Genomic DNA, 20,269 nt, shown 5'->3' with positions numbered 1-20,269 from the left:
GAGTAGGTCCGTGACGCGACCGTCTCGGCCCCTGTGATGGTCCGTGGTGGCTGAGGTCCTTAGGAGAGATACCCCCTCCGGGGGAGCGGAAGAAACCGGTCCGTGGGTGGCTGGGGTCCTTCGGGGGAGAAGAGGGAGGCGGTCCGTCGTGGCTGGGGTCCTTCGGGAGGAATACCCCTTCAGGGGAGAAGAGGAAGCCGGTCAGACTCGCTCCTACCGGGACAGCAGGCAGAGACGGTGTGCGGCCGCGGCTGCCTCGCCTCGGGTGGTCACGCCAAGTTTGGCCAGGATGTTGGACACGTGCACGCTGACCGTCTTGGCCGAGATGAACAGCTCGGCGGCGATATCCCGGTTCGTACGGCCCAGCGCCACCAGCCGCAGCACTTCCGTCTCGCGTGGTGTGAGCAGCTCGGGGACGGTCGCCTGCTGCTGGACGACGCCGACACGGCGGGAGAGCGCCTCGATCTCGTCGATCAGCGGCCTCGCCCGCAGCGCGGCGGCCAGCGGCGCGGCCACGGCGAGCCGGGTCGCCGCGCCTTCCCTGTCGCCCGACCGCGCCACCGCGGTGGCCGCTCTGACGAGGGCCTTGGCCTGGTTGTGCGGGCGCTTGAGGCGCTCCCAGGCGGCCGCCGCCGCGTCGAAGTCGCGCGAGTACGTCAGTTTGTACGCCTCCGCCACCGGCCCGCTGACCTTGAGGTTCGCGGCCACCTTGGCGGCCTGCTCGCGCACCGCGCGGACCCGGTCGGGCTCGGCTTCCTCGGCGGTGTCGCAGACCAGGGTGAGCAGGGACAGCCGCCGCCAGCCCAGCATGGCTTTGGGGGACTGTGACGACAGCGACAGGATGTGCTCGGTCATGGCCAGCGCGGCCAGCGACTCGCCCTTGAACAGATGCCAGCCGATGCGCAGCCGGGTGCTGTTAGTGATGTCCTGCAAGAACTCCTCGGGCCGCTCCTTGAGCACGCCCAGCTCCGCCAGGATGCCTTCGACGACCGCGAGCTCGCCCCTGCCCAGTGCGATGTCGGCGCGTACGCGGAGCAGGTGGTTGTGGGTGCGCAGCACGGGACCGAAGCTGAGCGCCTGCCCGATGGTCTCAAGGGCCTCGTCCCAGCGGCCGATGGCCTCCAGCGCCTCGGCCCTGTTGAGGAGGATGAACAGCCCGTTGACCCGCATCCGGCCGTACTGCTTGGCCAGCTGCCAGCCCTCGTCGGCCAGCGCGAGGGCTTCCTCGGAGCGCCCCAGGTCGCTCAGCGCGTCGATGTTGTTGCCGATCGCCCGCGCGATGAGCCGTCCCGAGCTCTCCTGGCGGCCCATCTCCAGCGCGCGCAGGTTGGTGGCCAGCGTCGCCTCTGTGTCACCGTCGATGGAGTGGCCGAGCGCCAGGTTCAGCAGGAGGTCTCCTTCGAGGCACTTGTCGCCGAGATCCCGGCTCAGGCGCAGACCCTCCTCGATGAGCCGGGTGCCCTCCTTGACGTCGCCACGGAGCATCAGGTGCTGGCTCATCGGCATGATGACGCTCGCGCGGGCCAGGGTCGGCTCGGGCACCAGACGCAGCGCGTGCTGGAAGTCGTCGACGACGCCCGTCTTGCCCTTGTAGATCTTGAGGTTGGCCCAGCGCACGATCAGCGTGGCGACCCGGGCCGGCTCCTGGGTCTCGTCGAGCTGCGCCAGGGCCGCCTTGACGAACTTGATGCCCCGGTCGAGCTCACCGCCCGCGAGGGCGGCCTCGCTGGCCCGTTCGAGCACCGCCGTGTGGTCGGCGCCGATGCGCTCGGCCGCGTCCGGTACCCGGTCCCACAGCATGAGCACCCGTTCGAGCAGCGGGATCGCCTCGGTGTACGCGAAGGCTCCGAACGACTTCTGCGCCGCCTCCCAGGCCGAGATCAGTGCCCAGAGGTCGTTGCGCGCGCCGTACCAGTGGTGGGCCAGCTCCACGGCGGCCCGGCCCGGTGGCACCAGCTTGCGGTCGCGGGAGATCTCCTCGGCGTAGCGCGAGTGCAGCCGTTGATGCTCACCGGGCAGCAGCTCGTCGTGTACGGCCTCGCGGATGAGGGAGTGCCTGAAGACGTAGGCGCGGTTGTCGGCGATCTGCAGCACGTTCCCGGCGATGGCCGACCGCAGCGCGGCCTCCAGCTCCAGGTCGGACAGGCCGCTGACCGCGGCGAGCAGGGCGTGGCCGACCCTGATGCCGCCCGCGGCGGCGATACGCAGCACGCGCTGGGTCTCCTCGGGCAGCCGCTCGACCGAGCCGAGTATCAGGTCCTGCATCGACTCGGGGAACGCGCAGTCCTCGCCGCAGTCCAGCAGGGCCTCGACGAACAGTGGGATGCCCTCGCTGCGCTCGTAGACCTTCTCCACCTTGGGGTAGTCGGGGTCGATGCCGAGGATCCCGGCCATCTGCAGGGCGACCTCGTCCCTGGACAGGCGGGGCAGGTCGAGCCTGAGCACGCTGCTCACCCTGCCCAGCTCGGCGAGTACCGGCCGGAGCGGATGCTGCCGGTGCAGATCGTCAGATCGATAGGTCATGACGATCAATATCTGCGCGGTGCCGAGGTTGCGGCTGAGGAAGGCGATCAGGTCGCGGCTGGACCGGTCGGCCCAGTGGATGTCCTCGATGAGCAGGATCGTCGGCCGGTTGCCGGCCAGTCGTTGGAGGAGCGTCAGGAACTGCTCGAACAGGCGCGCCCGGCCCGTGTCGGTCTCGCCGTCGCCGCTGGGCTCGCCGAACTCGGGGAGCAGCCGGGCCAGGTCGCGTTCGGCGCCGCCCGGCAGCAGCGCGGCGATCTGGCTGGTGCCCTGCTCCCTGACCAGCTGCCTCAGGGCAGCCGTGAACGGCGCGTAGGCCAAGCCCTCCGTGGAGAGCTCGACGCACCCGCCGTACAGCACATGAGCGCCGCTCCGCGCCGCCTGCTCGGCGAAGCGCTGTACCAGCCGGGTCTTGCCGACTCCCGCCTCACCGCCGACCAGCACTGCTGTCGCGGTGCCCTTCCGGGCCTCGTCGAAGGCTTGAGAGAGGGCCGTGAGCTCCTCTTCCCGCCCCACGAAGACGGGACTTACCGAACGTCCCAGCATGTCGTCCAGCATGTCATGCCTCACCAGCCGCTTTCGACGCATTTAGGGCGGATTGATAAGCGGCTTTGGCCCGCTGGGGCGGTGGCCGCAAATGGGGGTTCCCGGGGAGTCGTCACACCGACCGTCCCGATCCCGTGTGACGGTCCGTCGTGGTCGGGGTCCTTCGGAGAGGTACCCCTTCGGGGGAGAGGAGGAAGGCGGTCCGTCGTGGTCGGGGTCCTCAGGAAGGCGCTGCTAGGGAGGGACGGTGGCCCGGCCGCGAGGGAGGGTGCGGCCGGGCGCTTGTGGGGCGGTCATGAGGAGCGGCGCTTGCCGAACACCGAGCGGCGCTCGGACTTGTTGCCCTCCAGTGCCTCGCGTACCTGACGGTGTCGCGCGGCCGCCTGGCGCAGCTCGTTGACGTGGCTCTTCATGATCTGGTATTCGATCTCGGGACTCATGGTGGTGTGTCTCCTTCTTGTGTCTTGCTGACACTCTTAAGGTTCGGGCTAAGGCCCCTACCGCCACATCGGGCGGATGCCCTATCTCCCGGGAAACTCCAGGCCAGGGAGTACCTAGGAGGGGCGCCGATGCCGCCTTAGAGATCCGGTTTGGACGTAGCCCACCTGGTCGGCGATCCTGTGGAGGTGTCAACTGTGACTACCTCGCTCGCCGACGTCGGCTCGTCCGGCGCGACGCTGCGAGCATTCCTGCACGGCCTGCCCGGTGTCGACCGGGTCGGCGCGGACCAGCGAGCGGCGATGCTCGGCACCCGCTCCATCAAGACCAGCGCCAAGGCCATGGCGATCGACCTGGCCATCTCGATGGTCGACCTCACCACGCTCGAGGGCGCGGACACGCACGGGAAGGTCCGTGCGATGTGCACCAAGGCGATGCACCCCGGCGAGGGAGCGCCCCGGGTGGCGGCCGTCTGCGTCTATCCCGACCTGGTGGCCGTGGCCGCCGGCGCGCTGCGCGGCTCGGGGGTGAAGGTCGCCTCCGTGGCGACCGCCTTCCCGAGCGGGCGTTCCTCGCTGGAGGTCAAGGTGAGCGACACCGCGCTCGCCGTCGCCGCGGGCGCCGACGAGATCGACATGGTGATCGACCGCGGCGCGTTCCTGTCCGGCGACTATCTCAAGGTGTACGAGGAGATCGTCGCGGTGAAGGCCGCCTGCGGCTCCGCCCACCTGAAGGTGATCCTCGAGACCGGCGAGCTGTCGACCTACGACAACGTACGGCGGGCGTCCTGGCTGGCGATGCTGGCCGGAGCCGACTTCATCAAGACCTCCACCGGGAAGGTGGCCCCGGCCGCCACGCCACCGGTGACGATGATCATGCTGGAGGCGGTGCGCGACTTCCGCGACGAGACGGGCCGGCAGGTCGGCGTGAAGCCGGCCGGCGGCATCCGCACCACCAAGGACGCCATCAAGAACCTCGTGCTGGTCAACGAGAGCGCCGGCGAGGACTGGCTGTCGCCCGACTGGTTCAGGCTGGGCGCGTCGTCGCTGCTGAACGACCTGCTGATGCAGCGCCAGAAGCTGACCACCGGCCGTTACGCGGGCCCCGACTACTTCACCTTGGACTGATGATGGCGACCTTCGCATACGCACCGGCGCCCGAGTCGCGCGACATCGTCGATCTGAAGCCGTCGTACGGGCTGTTCATCAACGGCGAGTTCGTGGACGGCTCGGGCTCCGCCTTCAAGACGATCAACCCGGCGACGGAGGAGAAGCTGGCGGAGGTCGCGACGGCCTCCTCCGACGACGTCGACCGGGCCGTACAGGCCGCGCGCAAGGCGTTCGGGGTCTGGAGCGCGATGCCGGGCACCGAACGGGCCAAATACCTGTTCAGGATCGCCCGCATCATCCAGGAACGCGCCCGCGAGCTGGCCGTGCTGGAGTCGCTCGACAACGGCAAGCCCATCCGCGAGTCGCGTGACGTGGACCTGCCGCTCGTCGCCGCGCACTTCTTCTACTACGCCGGCTGGGCCGACAAGCTGGAGTACGCCGGGTTCGGCGCGGACCCCCGGCCGCTCGGTGTCGCCGGGCAGGTCATCCCGTGGAACTTCCCCCTGCTCATGCTGGCCTGGAAGATCGCCCCGGCGCTGGCCTGCGGCAACACGGTGGTGCTGAAGCCGGCCGAGACCACGCCGCTGACGGCGCTGCTGTTCGCGGAGATCTGCCAGCAGGCCGACCTGCCGCCCGGTGTCGTCAACATCGTCACCGGAGCGGGTGAGACCGGCGCCGCCGTGGTCGCCCACCCCGACGTGAACAAGGTGGCCTTCACCGGCTCCACCGAGGTCGGCCGGATCATCGCGCGGACCGTCGCGGGCACCGGCAAGAAGCTCACGCTGGAGCTGGGCGGCAAGGCCGCGAACATCGTCTTCGACGACGCCGCGCTCGACCAGGCCGTCGAGGGCGTGGTCAACGGCATCTTCTTCAACCAGGGGCACGTGTGCTGCGCGGGCTCCCGGCTGCTGGTGCAGGAGTCGATCCAGGACGAGCTGCTGACGGCGCTCAAGCGGCGCCTCGGCACGCTGCGGCTGGGTGACCCGCTCGACAAGAACACCGACATCGGCGCGATCAACTCGGCCGAGCAGCTGGCGAAGATCCGCTCGCTCAGCGACCTCGGCGAGCAGGAGGGGGCCGAGCGCTGGTCGCCCGCCTGCGAGCTGCCGGACAAGGGCTTCTGGTTCCCGCCGACCGTCTTCACCGGCGTGGCCCAGTCGCACCGCATCGCCCGGGAGGAGGTCTTCGGCCCGGTGCTGTCGGTGCTGACGTTCCGCACCCCGGCCGAGGCCGTGGAGAAGGCCAACAACACGCCGTACGGGCTGTCGGCCGGGATCTGGACGGAGAAGGGCTCGCGCATCCTGTGGATGGCCGACAAGCTCAGGGCCGGAGTGGTCTGGGCCAACACGTTCAACCGGTTCGACCCGGCCGCGCCGTTCGGCGGGTACAAGGAGTCCGGATACGGCCGCGAGGGCGGGCTGCTCGGGTTGGAGGCCTACCTTGATGTGTGAGCACCGCCGTTCCCGCCGGGGTAGGCGGCGGGCGCAGGCCACGCGCGGCCACGCCTTCGCCCGCGCCGGAAGGCCCGTACGCACCGGCTGGTACGCCCACCGCTGCGGGGTGAGCCGGTGCGGCCAGGTCTTCGTGCCGGTCGAGATGTCGGAGGAGACCATGCGGAGGGGGCGCGGCGATGAGTAGGTTGGCCGTTCGCAAGACGTACAAGCTGTACATCGGCGGGGCGTTCCCGCGCTCCGAGAGCGGGAGGTCCTACGCCGTGACCTCGCCCAAGGGCGACTTCCTCGCCAACGCCTCGCGGGCCTCCCGCAAGGACGTCCGTGATGCCGTGGTGGCGGCGCGCAAGGCGTTCCCCGGCTGGTCGGGCGCCACGGCCTACAACCGGGGCCAGATCCTCTACCGGATCGCCGAGATGCTGGAGGGCCGCCGCGCGCAGTTCGCCGAGGAGCTGGGCGGCGGCAAGAAGGCGGCGCTGGAGGCCGTGGACGCCGCGGTCGACCGGCTGGTCTGGTACGCGGGCTGGTCGGACAAGATCGCTTCCGTGCACGGCACGGCCAACCCGGTCGCCGGCCCGTACTTCAACCTCTCCTCGCCGGAGCCCACGGGGGTCGTCGCCGTCGTCGCGCCCGAGGACCCGCTGGTGGGGCTGATCTCGGTGATCGCGCCGGTGATCGTGACGGGCAACACGTGCGTCGTGATCGCCTCCGAGCGGACGCCGCTGCCGTCCATCACCCTGGCGGAGGTGCTGGCCACCTCGGACCTGCCGGGCGGCGTCGTCAACGTCCTCACGGGTCATCAGCGGGAGCTCGCGCCTTGGCTGGCCGCCCACATGGACGTCAACGGGCTGGACCTGACCGGTGTGTCCGACGCTGAGCTGGCGCTGACCTGCGAGCAGGCGGCGGCGGAGAACCTCAAGCGGGTCCTGCGCCCGTCGCCGGACGAGGACTGGCGGGCGGCCCCGGCCCTGACTCGTATGACGCGTTTCCTGGAGACGAAGACGGTCTGGCACCCGATGGGGGTCTGACCGTCAGGCGGGTGGGATGTTGGCGTTGAGAGCCGTCACGCCGGTGGGATGTTGGCGTTGAGCCGGAACAGGTTGCCGGCATCCCACACCGTCTTCAGCGCGGCGAGCCGCCGGTAGTCGTCCGGATCGTAGGCCAGACGGACCTGGTCGGGCGCGGTGTTCTCGCCGTACAGGAAGTTGAGGCCGCGGCCTCCGGTGTCCCACGGCGACAGGGCCGCGCGGACGCCGTCGTGGAGAGGGCGCACCTCGCCGGGGTCGCCGCCCGGCGCGAGCCGGGACAGGACGCCGACCTGATACTGGGCGTCGTGGTTGACCACGGGCCCGAGGCCCGGCTTGTCCAGCGCGCCACCCAGGTGCCTGATCTCCAGGATGGCGCGCTCGGTCTCCAGCAGCGCGTCCACGGCCCGCGCGGGCAGCTCGCGCAGCAGCGAGTGGGTGGCGTAGTAGGCCATCGGCTCGGCCGGGTCGTTGTGGATGCTGCCCGACTCGGTGTACGGCAGCTCCTTCACCGAGTCCACGAGCCGGGGCCCGATCGCGCGCAGCGGCTCCAGCAGGCGCTCGCCCTCCTCCTGGCCGCCCGTGTACGCGATCCGCACGTGGCCGACGCGGCGGCCGCGGAAGACCTCGGGCACCTGCGGGGCCTCGGGGAACGGGATCACCGCGATGGACGAGGTCATCTCCTCGGGCAGGTCCCGTGTCCACTCGGCCCAGCGCCGCACTACGTCGGTGGCGGCGAGATCGAAGAACAGGCCGCCTCCGTACAGACCGGTCACCGGGACCAGCCCGATCTCCAGCGCCGTGACCACCCCGAAGTTGCCGCGCCCGCCGAGCAGCGCCCAGAACAGGTCCGGCTCCGTCGCGGCCGTCACCTCCCTGAGTACGCCGTCGGCGGTGACCACTTCGATGGCGCGTACCTGGTCGACGGCGTAGCCGTAACGGCGCGCCATGAGCCCGAGCCCGCCGCCGAGCGTGTAGGACACGGCGCCGACGGACGGGGCCGAGCCGGACAGCGGGGCCAGCCCGTGGCGGGCCGCCGCCTCGATGACTCGCGACCAGCGCACGCCCGCCTCGATCCTGGCCGTCGCGGTCTCGGGATCTATCCGTACGCCGGTCATCCTGCGGGTGCTGATGAGCAGGCCGCCGTCGGCCGCCATCGGCATACCGTGCCCGGTGGCCTGCACGGCCACCGGCAGCCCGTTCGCCGCCGCCATGGTCACGGCCGCGCTTACGTCGGCGGCGTCCGTCGCACCGACGATCACGTCCGGCCGGTGCCGGGCGAGGGCCTGGAAACCGGCCCGCTCATCGTCATATCCCTCATCACCCGGCCGGAACACCGGGCACTTCAGCAGGTCTTCCATGCGGTTCAGCTTGTGTCCGGCCCATCCAGAAGTCAAAGAGATGGATTGTCTGGCTGTTAGCATGATTTGTTATGGAGCTCCGACAGCTTGAGTACTTCGTGGCTGTGACCGAGGAGGCGGGCTTCACCCGGGCCGCGGCGCGGCTCCATGTGGCCCAGCCCGGTGTGAGCGCGCAGATCCGGCAGCTGGAGCGGGAGCTGGGCCAGCCGCTGTTCGACCGCTCGGCGCGGCAGGTGCGCCTCACCGAGGTGGGGGAGGCGGTGCTGCCGTACGCGCGGGCCGCGCTCGCGGCGGTCGCCGCCGCCCGGCTGGTCGTCGACGAGATGACCGGGCTGCTGCGCGGGCACGTCGTGATGGGTACCGTCTCGGCGCCCTCCGTGCTCGACCTGCCGGGGCTGCTGGCCGACTTCCACGACCGGCATCCGGCCGTGGAGATCTCGCTGCGGGAGTCCGATCCGGAGAGCCTGACCGAGGCGGTGCGGGCGGGGCGGATGGACCTCGGGCTCATCGGCATCGGATCGAGCGTGCCGCCGGGGCTCGACGCGCAGGTGGTGATCGACCAGGCTCTGGTGGCCGCCGTCGGGCTCACTCACGACCTGGCGGGGAAGTCCGATGGCGGGCTCGCTCACGAGCCCGCCGTGGGGGTCGCTCACGACTCGGCGGGGACATCCGCCATCACGCTGCGGGAGCTGGCGGATCGGGCGCTGATCTGCCTGCCGCGCGGCACCGGTCTGCGGGCCGCGCTCGACGAGGCGTGCGCCGCCGCCGGGTTCACGCCGCATGTCGCCTTCGAGGCCAGCGAGCCGTACGTGCTGGGGCAACTCGCCGCCAAAGGGCTCGGCCTGGCCGTACTGCCCGAGTCGGCGGTCACCGTCGCTAAGGACGACCTACACGTACTGGAGATCACCGAGCCGCGGCTGCGCGGCCGGATGGCGCTCATCTGGCGGGCCACGGGGCCGTCGGGGCCTGCCGCGCGAGCGTTCATCGACCACGCCCGCCACCGACTGCCCGACTTCAGCTGAATCGACCGTGTTCGCAGAGTCGGTTCGTCCGCCGGGGTCAGCTTGAGTAGCCGCGCGGCCGGACCGGTGGGTGTGCGGCTGACAGCTGGGCGGCCAGGCCGAGGAGTTGCGGCTCGCCGCCGGGTGGGGCGATGAGCTGGACGCCGATCGGCAGGCCGCTGGAGTGGGTGGCGATGGGGACGGTGAGCGCGGGCCAGCCGCACATGTTCCAGGCGCCGGTGGCGGGCGCGTACCTGACGTTGGCCAGCAGGTTGCGCAAGAGCCCGCGTTCGCCCCAGCGGTCGGCCTTCGGCGGAATCCGGGCCAGCGTCGGCGTGATCAGCACGTCGGCGTCACCGAACCACTGGTCGGCGCCGTACCCGTGCCAGCGGGCGCGGCCCCGCTCGCCGTCCAGCCTGAGCGCGTGGAGCACCCGGCCCGCGCGGGCCAGCGCGCGGGTGCGTGGTTCCAGACGCGCGCGGTCGAGGCCGGTGGCCGCTCCGGAAGCGCGGGTCAGCCAGGCGGCGATCGTGGCGGGGCCGAGGGCGGCCGGCAGGCGTTGCTCGTGCTCGACGACCGTGTGCCCGGCGACCCTGAGGGTCTCGGCCGCCGCGCGTACCGCAGCCTGGAACTCGCGGTCCATCGGCAGGCCCACCGGTAGCGGCTGCGGGGCGTAGGCCACGCGCAGGTCGAAGGGCTCCGGGGTGTCTTGCGGTGGCCGGGGCGCCCAGACCTCGTCGTCATCGTCCGCCCAGACCGAGCGGAGCATGCGCGGCCGGGGCTCGATCCGCTCGCCGCCGCGCCAGGACTCGGCCAGGCCCTCGTCGGCCGCCAGGACGGAGAGCATCAGCGCCAGGTCGGGCACGTTCCTGGCCAGCGGGCCGTTCTCGGTGAGGCCGCCCCAGGTCTCCGTCGGCGGTGGTACGAGGCCCGTGCCCGGCTTGATGGCGTACACCCCGCAGCACGCCCCGGGAATGCGCAGCGAGCCCATCCCGTCGTTGCCCAGCGCCAGCGGCACCATCCCGGCCGCCACCGCCGCGGCGCTGCCCGCCGACGAGCCGCCGGACGTACGGGCCAGGTTCCAGGGGTTGCGCACGGTGCCGTAGGCGCTGTCGCCGAAGGCGACCAGGCCCAGCTCGGGCAGGTTCGTCAGGCCGACGACCACCGCGCCGGCCGCGCGCAGCCGGCCGACCGTCTCGTGGTCCTTGGGCGCGGGCGTGTCCGCCGTCGCGGCGGATCCGCCCCGGGTGGCCTCGCCCGCGACCTCCAGGTTGTCCTTCACCGCGACGGGTACGCCCGCCAGCGGCAGGTCGGCCAGGTCGCGGCGCTCCTGCACGGCCCGCGCCTCGTCCAGGGCTCGCTCCCTGACCAGCCGGAACGCCCCGACTCCTGGATCGCGCTCGGCGATCGCGTGAAGGTGTTGCTCGACGACGGCCGCGGCCGTGACCTCACCCTGACGTACGGCCGTCGCGATCTCGATGGCGGACCTGCCTGTCCACAACATGCTTAAAGTGTGCGGGTTTTCACCCTTCGTTGCGAGGCTCCCGGCCGGCCTGCTTCAGCGCGAGCCGCAACGCGAACTCGATCTGCGCGTTGACGCTGCGCAGATCGTCGGCCGCCCACTTGGCGAGGGCGTCGTAGACGGCCGGATCGAGGCGCAGCAGGAGCTTCTTGCGCTCAGGCATACAGGCTGCCGGTGTTCACCACCGGCTGGATCGCCCGGTCGCCGCAGAGGACGACCAAGAGGTTGGAGACCATTTGCGCCTTACGCTCCTCATCCAGCTCCACCACCTGCTCGGCGGCCAGCCTATCGAGCGCGAGCTGGACCATGCCCACAGCGCCTTCGACGATTCGGGTGCGTGCCGCCACGACCTGCGCGGCCTGCTGGCGGACCAGCATGGCCTGGGCGATCTCGGGAGCGTACGCGAGGTGCGTGATGCGCGCCTCCAGCACCTCGATCCCGGCCAGCTCGGTGCGCTCGCGCAGCTCGGTGGTGAGCTCGGCGGCCACCTCCGTGCCGTCGCGCAGGCTGGTGCGACCGGCGTCGTGCGAGTCGTAGGGGTGCGTGGTGGCCAGGTGCCGCACGGCCGCCTCCGACTGGATCTCGACGTAGTCCTCATAGTCATCCACCGAGAACTTGGCCTTGGCCGCGTCGTCCACCTTGTAGACGACCACCGCGGCGATCTCGACCGGGTTGCCGTCGGCGTCGTTGACCTTGAGCTTGGCCGTCTCGAAGTTGCGGACCCGCAGCGTGATCGTGGTCTTGTTGGTGAACGGCAGCACCCACTGTAAGCCCGCGTCCTCGACCGTGCCGATGTAGCGGCCGAAGAACTGCACCACCTTCGCCTCGTTCGGGTTGACCACGGTGAACCCGCTGGCGACCAGTGCGAAGAGGACGATCCACCCGATGCCCAGAACCTCCGGCGAGCCGATGGCCGCTATGGCGGCGAGCACCAGCAGGACGAGGACGACCAGGAAACCGTTCAGGCGGAAGGCGTATCGTTCCATCCCGACTCCTTGCTATCGAAGTGATATCACAATGATAGCGCGTCTAGGCTTGGGCCGCGTGAACGGACCATCTCTGGCCACCGGCCAGCGCTCCCTGGGCGACCCCTCGATCACGTTTCCGCTGTGGCCGCCGCTGACCCGCGGCTGCCCCAGAACGAGCACCGCGTCATTGGCCTATCCGGTCGAGGTCGACTATGACTACGCCCGGGTCAGCGCCACCCTGTTCGAGCAGGAGCCGGGCCCCGACCTCGCGCGCTGGTCACCGCTGCTGCCGCCACTGCACGCGCCCACACTGGGCGAGGGCGGCACGCCGCTGATCCCGCTGGAGGGCGTGTACGTCAAGGACGAGTCGCGCAACCCCACCTGGTCGCACAAGGACCGGCTCAACCGGGTCGCCGTCAGCGCGGCCGTGGGCGCGGGCGCGCCCGGCGTGGTGGTGGCCTCGTCTGGCAATCACGGCGCCTCGGCCGCCGCCTACGCCGCCCGCGCCGGCCTGCCCGCCATCGTGCTGGCCTCGGCCGACGCGCCGCCCGCCGTCCATTCGCTCGTCCGCGCGTACGGGGCCAAGGTGCTCGCCGTGCCGGTCGAGGCGCGCTGGCCGCTGATGCGCGAGATCGTGGACCGGCTCGGCTACCACCCGGTCAGCAACCTGACCGTCACCCACACCGGGCACCCGTTCGGGGCCGAGGGCTACAAGACGATCGCGTACGAGCTGTTCCTGCAGCTCGGCGGGGTGCCGGCGGCGGTGTTCGCGCCGACGGGCTACGCGGAGCTGCTCTACGGGGTCTGGAAGGGGTTCACCGAGCTGCGCCGGCTCGGGCTGGCGGGTACGACGCCGCGCATGTTCTCCTGCGAGCCCGCCGCGGGCGGTCCCCACGCGCGGGCCGTCGCCACGGGGGCGCCGGCCGCGATCGTCTCGCTCGGGCACACGGACGCGTACGGCATCGGCGGCTCGGTGGGCGGGCACCGGGGCGTACGGGCGGTGCGCGACAGCGACGGAGAGGCACTGCTGGTCACCGACGAGGAGATGCGGGCGGCGCAACGGGCGCTGGCCAGGCAGGGGCTGTGGCAGGAACTGTCGGGAGCGGCGGGGCTGGCCGCCTACCGCAGGCTGGGGCGGGACTTCGACGGGCCGGTGGTCTGTGTCGCCACGTCCAGCGGGTTCAAGGATGTGGGGGTGGGGTCGGAGACGGTCGAGGTACTGACGAACCCGACCATGGACGACGTGCTGTGAGGTCGTCTGTGCATGCGGTGAGGTCGTCCATGGCCTGGCGATGTGCGCTGAGGTCCGCTGTGGCGCCGCCGGGTCGGGGCGGCGCGTCCGGGGTCACGCCTTCAGCCACACCCGGAGCGGGCCGATCGGGGTGAAGCCGTGCCGGGACGCGGGGGTCGGGTCGGTCTCGTAGCCGACCAGTGGGCGGCCGGGGAACAGCTCGGCCGCCAGAGCTACCGTGCCCGACCAGGCAGCGTCCAGGTCGCAGCCCAAGGCGAACACGTTCGAGACGCCCACGACACTGCCGCTCGCGTTGAGCGCGGCCCCGCACACGATGTCGCCGTCGATCCGGCCCGCCAGCACGGTGACCTCGCTCAGCAGTGACGGCCGGAACAGATCCCCGTCATCCGCCGGAAAACAGGCGCGCTCCCAGTCGCGGAGCGTGCCCGCGTCGCGGACCGCCTCCCAGACGATGACGTCCCCGGTCGCCGCCGGGGCGATGGCCACGCCGGTCGGGGCAGTTGTCTCGTCGGTCAGGGCGGTGGCCTCGCCGGTTGCCGCCGGGGTGATGGTCACGCCGGTCGCCGTGGGCGTGATGGCCTCGCCGGTCGTCGTGGCGGCCGGGCGGTGGATCCACTCGGCCTCGAACAGCAGGTCCCACCCGGGCGGCGGCTGGAGCACTGCGAAACTGTCCTTGACCGAGGCGCTCCGCTTGCCCTCGACCCCGGCCAGCAGGTCGTCCCACGTCCCTTCCGGGGAGAGGGTGACGGCATCGGGGTAGTAGGTAGGGCTGACGCCGGGGTTGGTCCAGCTCAGCGCGCTGAACGTGCCGGGGGACCCGTGCGAGCGGCACACCGCGTCGCACCACTCGGCGTTGTTGCGCGCCGCCTCAAGCAGCCGGTCATCGGTCATCTCGGCTCCGTCCCACCTGGCTCATCCGTCGGTCGGTTCCGGTCCCAGTTCGTCCGTCAGTCGGTTTATGTGCCAGTCGGTCGGGTTCGTCCGGCCACGGGGTCATCTCGGGTTCGCGCGGCGGGTGGGGGCCGCTGTGAGCGGGTCCTCCGGCCAGGGGTGGCGGGGGTAGCGGCCGCGTAGCTCCGCGCGGACCGCACGGTAGCCCTCGCGCCAGAACGAGGCAAGGTCCGCGGTGACCGCCACCGGGCGTCCGGCGGGGGAGAGCAGGTGTACGAGGAGCGGCACGCCCGCGATCTTCGGCGTCTCCGTCCAGCCGAACAGCTCCTGCAGCTTTACCGCCAGCACCGGTTGCCCGCCCGAATAGTCCACCCGGACTCGGGAGCCGCTGGGCACCGCGACGCGCTCGGGTGCCACCTCGTCCAGCCGTCGGCTCCATGGGATCAGCCGCTTCAGGGCGGTGGCCACGTCGATGCGCTCCAGGTCGGCGCGGCGGCGGGCGCGGGACAGCTCAGGCTCCAGCCAGCGTTCGGCGATCTCCGCCAGGTCGTCCATCGGGAGCCATGGGTCGCCGAGTTCGCGATGGCAGAACGCCAGGCGGTCCCTGAGGGCGGTGGCTTCCTTGGTCCAGGTCAGTACGTCCTCGGTACGCAGGCCGTACAGGATGGCCTCGCGGACGTCGGCGTTCTTGAGCGGGGTGGCGGAGAGCTCGATCGCGCCGAGCCGCTCGACGACGCGGGCGGACACATCGCCGCGGCGCTCGCCCGGCGGGGTCCGCCACGCGATCTCCTCCTCAGTGGTGACCGGGAACGCCAGCCTGGCCGTCTCCTCGTCGATCACCACGGCCTGCCGGATCCGGGCCGACGCCGAGCCGGTGGGACGGTCGGCCACCGCCACGGCCAGCCACTTCGCCTCGCCGAGCCGCGACCCCTCGGCCAACTGCGCCTGGGTGCCGGACGCCATCAGGTATCCACCGCCCCGCCGCCGCGCCACCCGCTCGGGAAACGCCAAGGCCACCGCCAGCCCGGCCATCGCGTCGTCGGTCATCTCCCGCTCGTCCGGTGACGCGGGCCCCCGGTCCGGTGACGTGGCCCGCCGGTTCGGTGGTGGGGCGGGTCGGTCCGGGGGTGGGGTGCTTCTGGTGAGGCGGCGGACCTCCTGGCGCCAGCGGGCCGTGAAGCCGTCGCGGCCGTGGCGGGCCGAGCGCCAGATCTCCACGAGGTCGTCACCCGCCTCGCGGGGGATTTGGTCGGACAGGAGCGCCACCACCTCGGCGGCGCGCGGTCCGAGGTCGAGGAGCGCTCTGGCCAGGCGCGGGTGCACGCCGACCAGCGCCATCCGCCGCCCTCGCGCGGTCACCCGCCACATCACCCGGCCGGCGCCGCCACTGGTCAGCTGGTCGGTGTCGTCGCCGGTTGCGTGGTCGGTTTCGTCGTCCGGGGCGTACGAGGGCGTGGTGGTGCCGGGGGTCGGTTCCAGGGCGCCCAGGGTGTGGAGGGTGCGGGTGGCGGCGGTCATCGCGGCGGGTGGAGGCGGGTCGAGCAGGGCGAGGCCTGAGGCGTCCGGGTCGCCCCAGCAGGCGGCCTGGAGTGCGAAGCCCGTGAGGTCTGCCAGCGCGATCTCCGGCCGTGCATGGTCGGCCAACCGCTCGTGCTCCGCCGCCGTCCAGCACCTGTACACCGTGCCGGGAGCCTCCCGTCCGGCCCGGCCGGCGCGCTGGTCGGCCGATGCCTTCGAGACTCGTACGGTGGTGAGCGAGCCGAGGCCCCGGGCGTGGTCGGTGCGGGGCTCCCTGGCCAGGCCCGAGTCCACCACCACCCGCACCCCCGGCACGGTCAGGCTCGACTCCGCCACCGACGTGGCCAGCACCACCCTGCGCGCCGACCCGGGCGACAGCACCGCGTCCTGGACCCGGGCCGGCGCCTGCCCATGCACCTGAAGTATCTCGACGCCGCCGGAGGACCGGCCGCCGGAGCGCCCGCCGCCCGAGCGCCCATCGCCCGAAAGTCCGTCGCCCGAGAGCGTGCCGCTGAGCAGGGCGGCCACCCTGGCGATCTCGCCTGTGCCGGGCAGGAAGCACAGGATGTCGCCCTCCTGTTCCGCCAGCGCCTGCCGTACCACCTGGGCGACATGCGAGAGCAGGGCAGGGTCGACCCGGAGCCCGTGTGGTGGGGCGACCGGGCGTACCGGTGGCGTCCACACGATCTCGACGGGGTGCGTCGCCCCCGACGCGTGGACGATCGGCGCGTCGCCGAGCAGACGCGACCAGGGGGCGGCGTCCGCGGTGGCCGAGGCGGCGAGGAGCCGCAGGTCAGGGCGGAGCGTGTCCCGTACGTCGAGCAGGAAAGCGAGCGCCGTGTCGGCGTCGAGGTGGCGTTCGTGGCATTCGTCGAGCATCACCACGTCCACGCCAGAGAGCTCCTGGTCGCGTTGGAGCCGCTGCAGGAGTACGCCGGTGGTGACGACCTCCACCAGGGGGTTCGCGCCGGTGTGCCGTTCGCCGCGGATCGTGTAGCTGACGCCCATCCGCTTGGCCGCGGCTCGTACGGCCAGTCGCCGCGGCTCCGCCACCAGCACCCGTAGCCCGGCCGATGCCAGGGCGAGCGGGACGACGGTGGTCTTGCCCGTGCCGGGCGGCGAGGTCAGGACGGCCGAGCCGGCGCGGTCGAGCACGTCGAGCAGCTCGGGCAGGACTTGCCGGATGGGCAGTCCATCAGCCGGGGACACCGGCCGCCCGTCAGCCGGGGACGCCCGCCGCCCGTCAGTCTGGGGCAGCGGGCGGCCGTCAGACGCGGACCACCTCTCAGACCGGGACATGAGCCGCCAAAAGGATCGCGTCGAGCAGGCCGGGGAAGCGGGCGTCGAGGCCGTCGCGCCGCAGGCTGATGTACTTCAGCCGCCCCTCCTGTCTCGACATGATCACCCCGGCCTCGCGCAGCGTCCGGTAGTGGTGTGAGGCCGTCGACTTGTGGACGCCGAGGTCGTCGCACGCCGCGGTGCAGGTTATCTCGCCGCGGCTGGCCAGCCGGATGACGATCTCCATGCGTATGGGGTCGGACAGCGCCCGCAACACCTCGGTGAGCTGGATGTCGGCAGTGGCCGGATGTGGAAGCAGGCGCATGGTCCGACCTTACCTCCGTCGCATTGTTTGACAACAATCCAACGATAGTCCAGTTTGATGAGCATCAAACTGAAGGAGACTCAGTGAGCAGTCGGCTCTATCCTCTCGCGCTCGGGAATTTCGCCGTCGGCACCGGCATGTTCGTCACCGCCGGGCTGCTGGCGCCCATTTCACATGATCTGGATATCTCGTTATCGGCGGCCGGCCAGCTGATGACCGTGTTCGCGCTGGCCTACGCGTTGCTGTCGCCGGTGCTGGCCGCCCTGACCGCGCGGCTGTCCCGCAGGCGGGTGCTGCTGATCGCGCTGGCCGTGTTCGTGCTGGGCAACACGTTGACCGCGCTGGCGCCTACGTACCCGCTGGTGATGGTCACCCGCGTGGTCGCGGCGGCGGGGGCGGCGATGTTCACGCCGACCGCCTCCGGGGTCGCCACGGCGCTGAGTTCGCCCGAACGCCGTGGCCGAGCGCTCGCGCTGGTGATGGGCGGCCTGAGCGTCGCGTCGGCGATCGGCGTGCCACTGGGTACCTGGCTTGGGTCCGCGTTGAGCTGGCGGGCGACGATCTGGCTCGTGGTCGCGCTCGGTGTGCTCGGCTTCGCCGGGGTGGTCGCCGTGGTGCCCGACGTCATGATCGAGACCACGGGACGGCTGGCCGACCGGTTCGCCCCGCTGGCCGACCGGCGAGTGCTGGCGGTGCTGACGACGCAGTTGCTGATGTTCGCCGCCGGGTTCGCCGCCTACACCTACATCGGCTCGCTGTTCGACCTGCCGCTGCCCGCCGTGCTGTGGGCGTGGGGGATCGGCGGGGTCGTGGGCAACCAGGTCGGCGGGCGGTTCACCGACAAGTACGGGCCGCGGCGGATGGTGCTGATCGGCATCGCCGCCTCGACGGTGTTCCTGGCGCTCATCCCGGTCGCGAACCTCGCCCTGCCCATCGCCCTGGTGTGGGCGCTCTGCTGGGGCGCGCTCGGATGGCTGGTCGCGCCGGCGCAGCAGTACAGGACCGTGGCGGCCGTGCCGCACAACGTGCCGATCGGTCTTGGACTGCTGTCTTCGGCGCAGTACGTCGGGTTGTTCGTGGCGGGCATCACCGGCGGCCTGGCGCTCGACGGGTACGGCAGGGCGGGCGTGATCGTGCTGGCCACCGGGCTCGCGCTGCTGGCGCTGGTCTTCACGCTGGCGACCTATCGGCCGGAGCCGACACGTTCGGCCAGTGAGTCCAGTAAGAGGGTGTCTGTCTGAGGCGTCAGCCCTGGGCGGGGATCCAGCCGATGGTGACCGCGAGGATGACGAACAGCCCGAGCAGGATGCGATAGATGACGAACCCGGTGAAGCGGTGCTGGCTGATGTACTTCAGGAACCAGGCCACCGCCGCGTAGCCGACGACGAACGAGATGACCGTCGCCAGGATGGTCGGCCCCCAGGTGGGTGCCTGGCCCCCGCCGATCTGGGCGACCTCCAGCAGGCCCGACGACAGGACCGCGGGGATGGCCAGCAGGAAGGAGTATTTGGCGGCGTCCTCGCGCCGGTAGTCGAGCAACAGGCCCGCCGTGATCGTGCCACCGGAGCGGGAGACGCCGGGGATCAGCGCCAGGGCCTGCGCGAAGCCGTAGACGATGGCGTGCGTGAAGCTCAGGTGCTTCTCCAGCGTGAGCCTGTTGCGGGCGGTGTAGTCGGCGAACCAGAGGATGATGCCGAAGACGATCAGCGTGGTGCCCACCAGGCGCAGGTCGCGGAAGACCGTCTCGATCTGGTCCTTGAACACCAGGCCCAGGATGCCGATGGGCAGGGAGCCGACGATCACGTACCAGCCCATGCGGGCGGCGTAGTGGCTGCGCAGTTCGGGCGTCCACAGGGCGCGGGTCCAGGTGGAGATGATCTCCCAGATCTCTTTCCTGAAGTAGATCAGCACCGCCGTCTCGGTGCCGAGCTGGATCACCGCCGTGAACGCGGCGCCGGGATCCTGCCAGCCGAAGAACGCGGACACCACGCGAATATGGGCACTTGAGGAGATCGGCAGGAACTCCGTGAGGCCCTGAATCAGCCCCAGCACCACCGCTTCGAGCCAGCCGATCACGACTACACCTTCCCCATACCCGCGTAAGTGACGAGGCGAGGCTAGCGGATACGGGGGCCCAGCAGTTGCTCGCGGAGTGCGGTCAGCTGGTGTGAGTGCTCCACGGAGCGGGTCTCGTCGAGCGAATCGAGGGCCAGCAGCAGCGCGTCGGCCACGATGATGCCGGTCAGCGGCTCGGCGCTGATGCCGGTGGGCGTGTGGGGGGCGGCCAGTACGGCATCGACGCGATCGGCGAAAGTGCCACCCAGCTCGTCCGAGATGAGGATCACGCCGGCGCCCACCGCGTGCGCCCGGTCGATCAGGACCGTGAGCTCCCTGAGTTTGCGGCCGGGCTGGAAGATGACGACGGCCTCGCCGTGCTGGAGCGAGAGCAGATCGTCGGCCAGCGCGAAGCCGGTGGCCGAGACCGCGCGGGCCCGGTGGCCACGACGGCCCAGCTTGAGCGCGAAGTAACGGGCCGACGGCTCGGAGGCGCCCGCGCCGTAAACGAGCACCGAGCTCGCGTGGGCCATCACCTCGATCGCGCGCTGGAACGCCTCCGCGTCATAGAGCCGGCGGCCGTGGTCGAGGCGCTCGCGGGCCTCGTCGAAGACCCGGTCCCAGATCGCCGACAGGTCGTGGCCGACATGGCTGATGCGTTGCCGCATGCGTACGTCGGGCGCCACGGCCGAGGTGAACTCACCGGCGAGCGCCCGCTTGAGCCCCGGCAGCCCGCCGAAGCCGAGCCGCTGCATGGTGCGGATCACGGTGGCGTTGCTCGTGCCGGAGGCCGCGCCCAGCTCCTGCGCGCTGGAGAAGAGGATCTGCTCGGGCGCGGCGGAGATCAAGAACTGGCACACGGCTCGCTCGGCGGGAGACAGCTCGTCCCAGAGCTGCTTCACCGTGCTCCTGAGCTGCTCGATCGGACTGTGTGAATTTTCCATTACGAACCTTGACTCCTGTGTAGCGCTCATTACTCTTGCCTGGAAACGACCGCTACGGACTC

Annotated in this window: 18 protein-coding genes; 7 read left to right on the top strand and 11 right to left on the bottom strand. The window is 71.3% G+C overall.

The annotated features are described in order from the left end of the window. Positions 1–213 precede the first annotated feature (213 nt). On the bottom strand, positions 214–3,069 hold the full coding sequence (locus ACIBO2_RS54615) for an ATP-binding protein (protein WP_397305005.1): 2,856 nt from the start codon (positions 3,067–3,069) through the stop codon (positions 214–216). Between the two features lie 293 nt (positions 3,070–3,362). After that, the gene (locus ACIBO2_RS54610; RefSeq protein ID WP_358553189.1) at positions 3,363–3,509 is read right to left on the bottom strand and encodes a hypothetical protein; all 147 of its coding nucleotides are present in this window, start codon (positions 3,507–3,509) and stop codon (positions 3,363–3,365) included. A 195-nt stretch (positions 3,510–3,704) separates the two neighbouring features. On the opposite strand from ACIBO2_RS54610, the gene deoC reads away from it, so the two are divergent. From deoC to ACIBO2_RS54590, 4 genes are read left to right on the top strand one after another with little or no spacing between them, the layout of a single operon-like run. Continuing rightward, on the top strand, positions 3,705–4,634 hold the full coding sequence (gene deoC / locus ACIBO2_RS54605) for a deoxyribose-phosphate aldolase (protein ID WP_358553191.1): 930 nt from the start codon (positions 3,705–3,707) through the stop codon (positions 4,632–4,634). Positions 4,635–4,636: 2 nt separating this feature from the next. Next, on the top strand, positions 4,637–6,067 hold the full coding sequence (locus ACIBO2_RS54600; protein WP_357959305.1) for an aldehyde dehydrogenase family protein: 1,431 nt from the start codon (positions 4,637–4,639) through the stop codon (positions 6,065–6,067). Beyond that, positions 6,060–6,254 carry a hypothetical protein gene (locus tag ACIBO2_RS54595; RefSeq protein WP_358432328.1) on the top strand — a complete coding sequence of 65 codons (195 nt, stop codon included), beginning with the start codon at positions 6,060–6,062 and terminating at the stop codon, positions 6,252–6,254. The genes ACIBO2_RS54600 and ACIBO2_RS54595 overlap by 8 nt, the downstream gene beginning before the upstream one ends. Beyond that, positions 6,247–7,095 carry an aldehyde dehydrogenase family protein gene (locus ACIBO2_RS54590; protein WP_358553193.1) on the top strand — a complete coding sequence of 283 codons (849 nt, stop codon included), beginning with the start codon at positions 6,247–6,249 and terminating at the stop codon, positions 7,093–7,095. Before ACIBO2_RS54595 ends, ACIBO2_RS54590 begins: the two co-directional genes overlap by 8 nt. A 35-nt stretch (positions 7,096–7,130) precedes the next feature. On the opposite strand, the gene ACIBO2_RS54585 is transcribed toward ACIBO2_RS54590, so the two are convergent. Continuing rightward, positions 7,131–8,453 (bottom strand): FAD-binding protein, encoded by a 1,323-nt coding sequence (locus ACIBO2_RS54585; protein WP_358553195.1) that lies wholly within the window; start codon positions 8,451–8,453, stop codon positions 7,131–7,133. Between the two features lie 71 nt (positions 8,454–8,524). Here ACIBO2_RS54585 and ACIBO2_RS54580 point away from each other — a divergent pair, with 71 nt between their 5' ends. After that, positions 8,525–9,475 carry a LysR family transcriptional regulator gene (locus ACIBO2_RS54580; RefSeq protein ID WP_397305004.1) on the top strand — a complete coding sequence of 317 codons (951 nt, stop codon included), beginning with the start codon at positions 8,525–8,527 and terminating at the stop codon, positions 9,473–9,475. A 37-nt stretch (positions 9,476–9,512) separates the two neighbouring features. On the opposite strand, the gene ACIBO2_RS54575 is transcribed toward ACIBO2_RS54580, so the two are convergent. Genes ACIBO2_RS54575 through ACIBO2_RS54565 form a run of 3 tightly spaced genes read right to left on the bottom strand, consistent with a single transcriptional unit; the run spans position 9,513 to position 11,962 of the window. Then, positions 9,513–10,958, bottom strand: a complete 1,446-nt coding sequence (locus ACIBO2_RS54575) for an amidase (RefSeq protein ID WP_397305003.1) — start codon at positions 10,956–10,958, stop codon at positions 9,513–9,515. Between the two features lie 19 nt (positions 10,959–10,977). Next, positions 10,978–11,139, bottom strand: coding sequence for a hypothetical protein (locus tag ACIBO2_RS54570; RefSeq protein ID WP_225294533.1), 162 nt, complete (start codon positions 11,137–11,139; stop codon positions 10,978–10,980). Next, the gene (locus tag ACIBO2_RS54565; protein ID WP_358553201.1) at positions 11,132–11,962 is read right to left on the bottom strand and encodes an SPFH domain-containing protein; all 831 of its coding nucleotides are present in this window, start codon (positions 11,960–11,962) and stop codon (positions 11,132–11,134) included. The genes ACIBO2_RS54570 and ACIBO2_RS54565 overlap by 8 nt, the downstream gene beginning before the upstream one ends. 58 nt (positions 11,963–12,020) lie before the next feature. On the opposite strand from ACIBO2_RS54565, the gene ACIBO2_RS54560 reads away from it, so the two are divergent. Further along, on the top strand, positions 12,021–13,196 hold the full coding sequence (locus tag ACIBO2_RS54560) for a pyridoxal-phosphate dependent enzyme (protein WP_397305002.1): 1,176 nt from the start codon (positions 12,021–12,023) through the stop codon (positions 13,194–13,196). 93 nt (positions 13,197–13,289) lie between these two features. On the opposite strand, the gene ACIBO2_RS54555 is transcribed toward ACIBO2_RS54560, so the two are convergent. The 3 genes from ACIBO2_RS54555 to ACIBO2_RS54545 all read right to left on the bottom strand — a co-directional run bounded on the left by ACIBO2_RS54555 (position 13,290) and on the right by ACIBO2_RS54545 (position 17,208). Then, complete coding sequence (locus ACIBO2_RS54555; protein ID WP_397305001.1) at positions 13,290–14,087, bottom strand: hypothetical protein; 798 nt, start codon at positions 14,085–14,087, stop codon at positions 13,290–13,292. Between the two features lie 102 nt (positions 14,088–14,189). Continuing rightward, positions 14,190–16,904, bottom strand: coding sequence for an ATP-dependent RNA helicase (locus ACIBO2_RS54550; RefSeq protein ID WP_397305000.1), 2,715 nt, complete (start codon positions 16,902–16,904; stop codon positions 14,190–14,192). Continuing rightward, positions 16,891–17,208, bottom strand: coding sequence for a helix-turn-helix transcriptional regulator (locus ACIBO2_RS54545; RefSeq protein ID WP_358553209.1), 318 nt, complete (start codon positions 17,206–17,208; stop codon positions 16,891–16,893). Before ACIBO2_RS54545 ends, ACIBO2_RS54550 begins: the two co-directional genes overlap by 14 nt. Before the next feature lie 83 nt (positions 17,209–17,291). Here ACIBO2_RS54545 and ACIBO2_RS54540 point away from each other — a divergent pair, with 83 nt between their 5' ends. After that, positions 17,292–18,449: an MFS transporter gene (locus ACIBO2_RS54540; protein WP_358553211.1), complete on the top strand. Its 1,158-nt coding sequence runs from the start codon at positions 17,292–17,294 to the stop codon at positions 18,447–18,449. Between the two features lie 4 nt (positions 18,450–18,453). Here ACIBO2_RS54540 and ACIBO2_RS54535 read toward each other — a convergent pair whose 3' ends face one another. Together ACIBO2_RS54535 and ACIBO2_RS54530 are read right to left on the bottom strand one after the other, a co-directional pair. After that, complete coding sequence (locus ACIBO2_RS54535) at positions 18,454–19,284, bottom strand: undecaprenyl-diphosphate phosphatase (RefSeq protein WP_358553213.1); 831 nt, start codon at positions 19,282–19,284, stop codon at positions 18,454–18,456. A 41-nt stretch (positions 19,285–19,325) separates the two neighbouring features. Continuing rightward, complete coding sequence (locus ACIBO2_RS54530) at positions 19,326–20,207, bottom strand: MurR/RpiR family transcriptional regulator (protein ID WP_358553215.1); 882 nt, start codon at positions 20,205–20,207, stop codon at positions 19,326–19,328. Between the last annotated feature and the right edge of the window lie 62 nt (positions 20,208–20,269).

Source organism: Nonomuraea sp. NPDC050022, assembly GCF_044460705.1.
Classification (GTDB): Bacteria; Actinomycetota; Actinomycetes; order Streptosporangiales; family Streptosporangiaceae; genus Nonomuraea.
The sequence above is the reverse complement of the archived record's forward strand: the minus strand, read 5'-3'. Positions and strand labels throughout refer to the sequence as shown.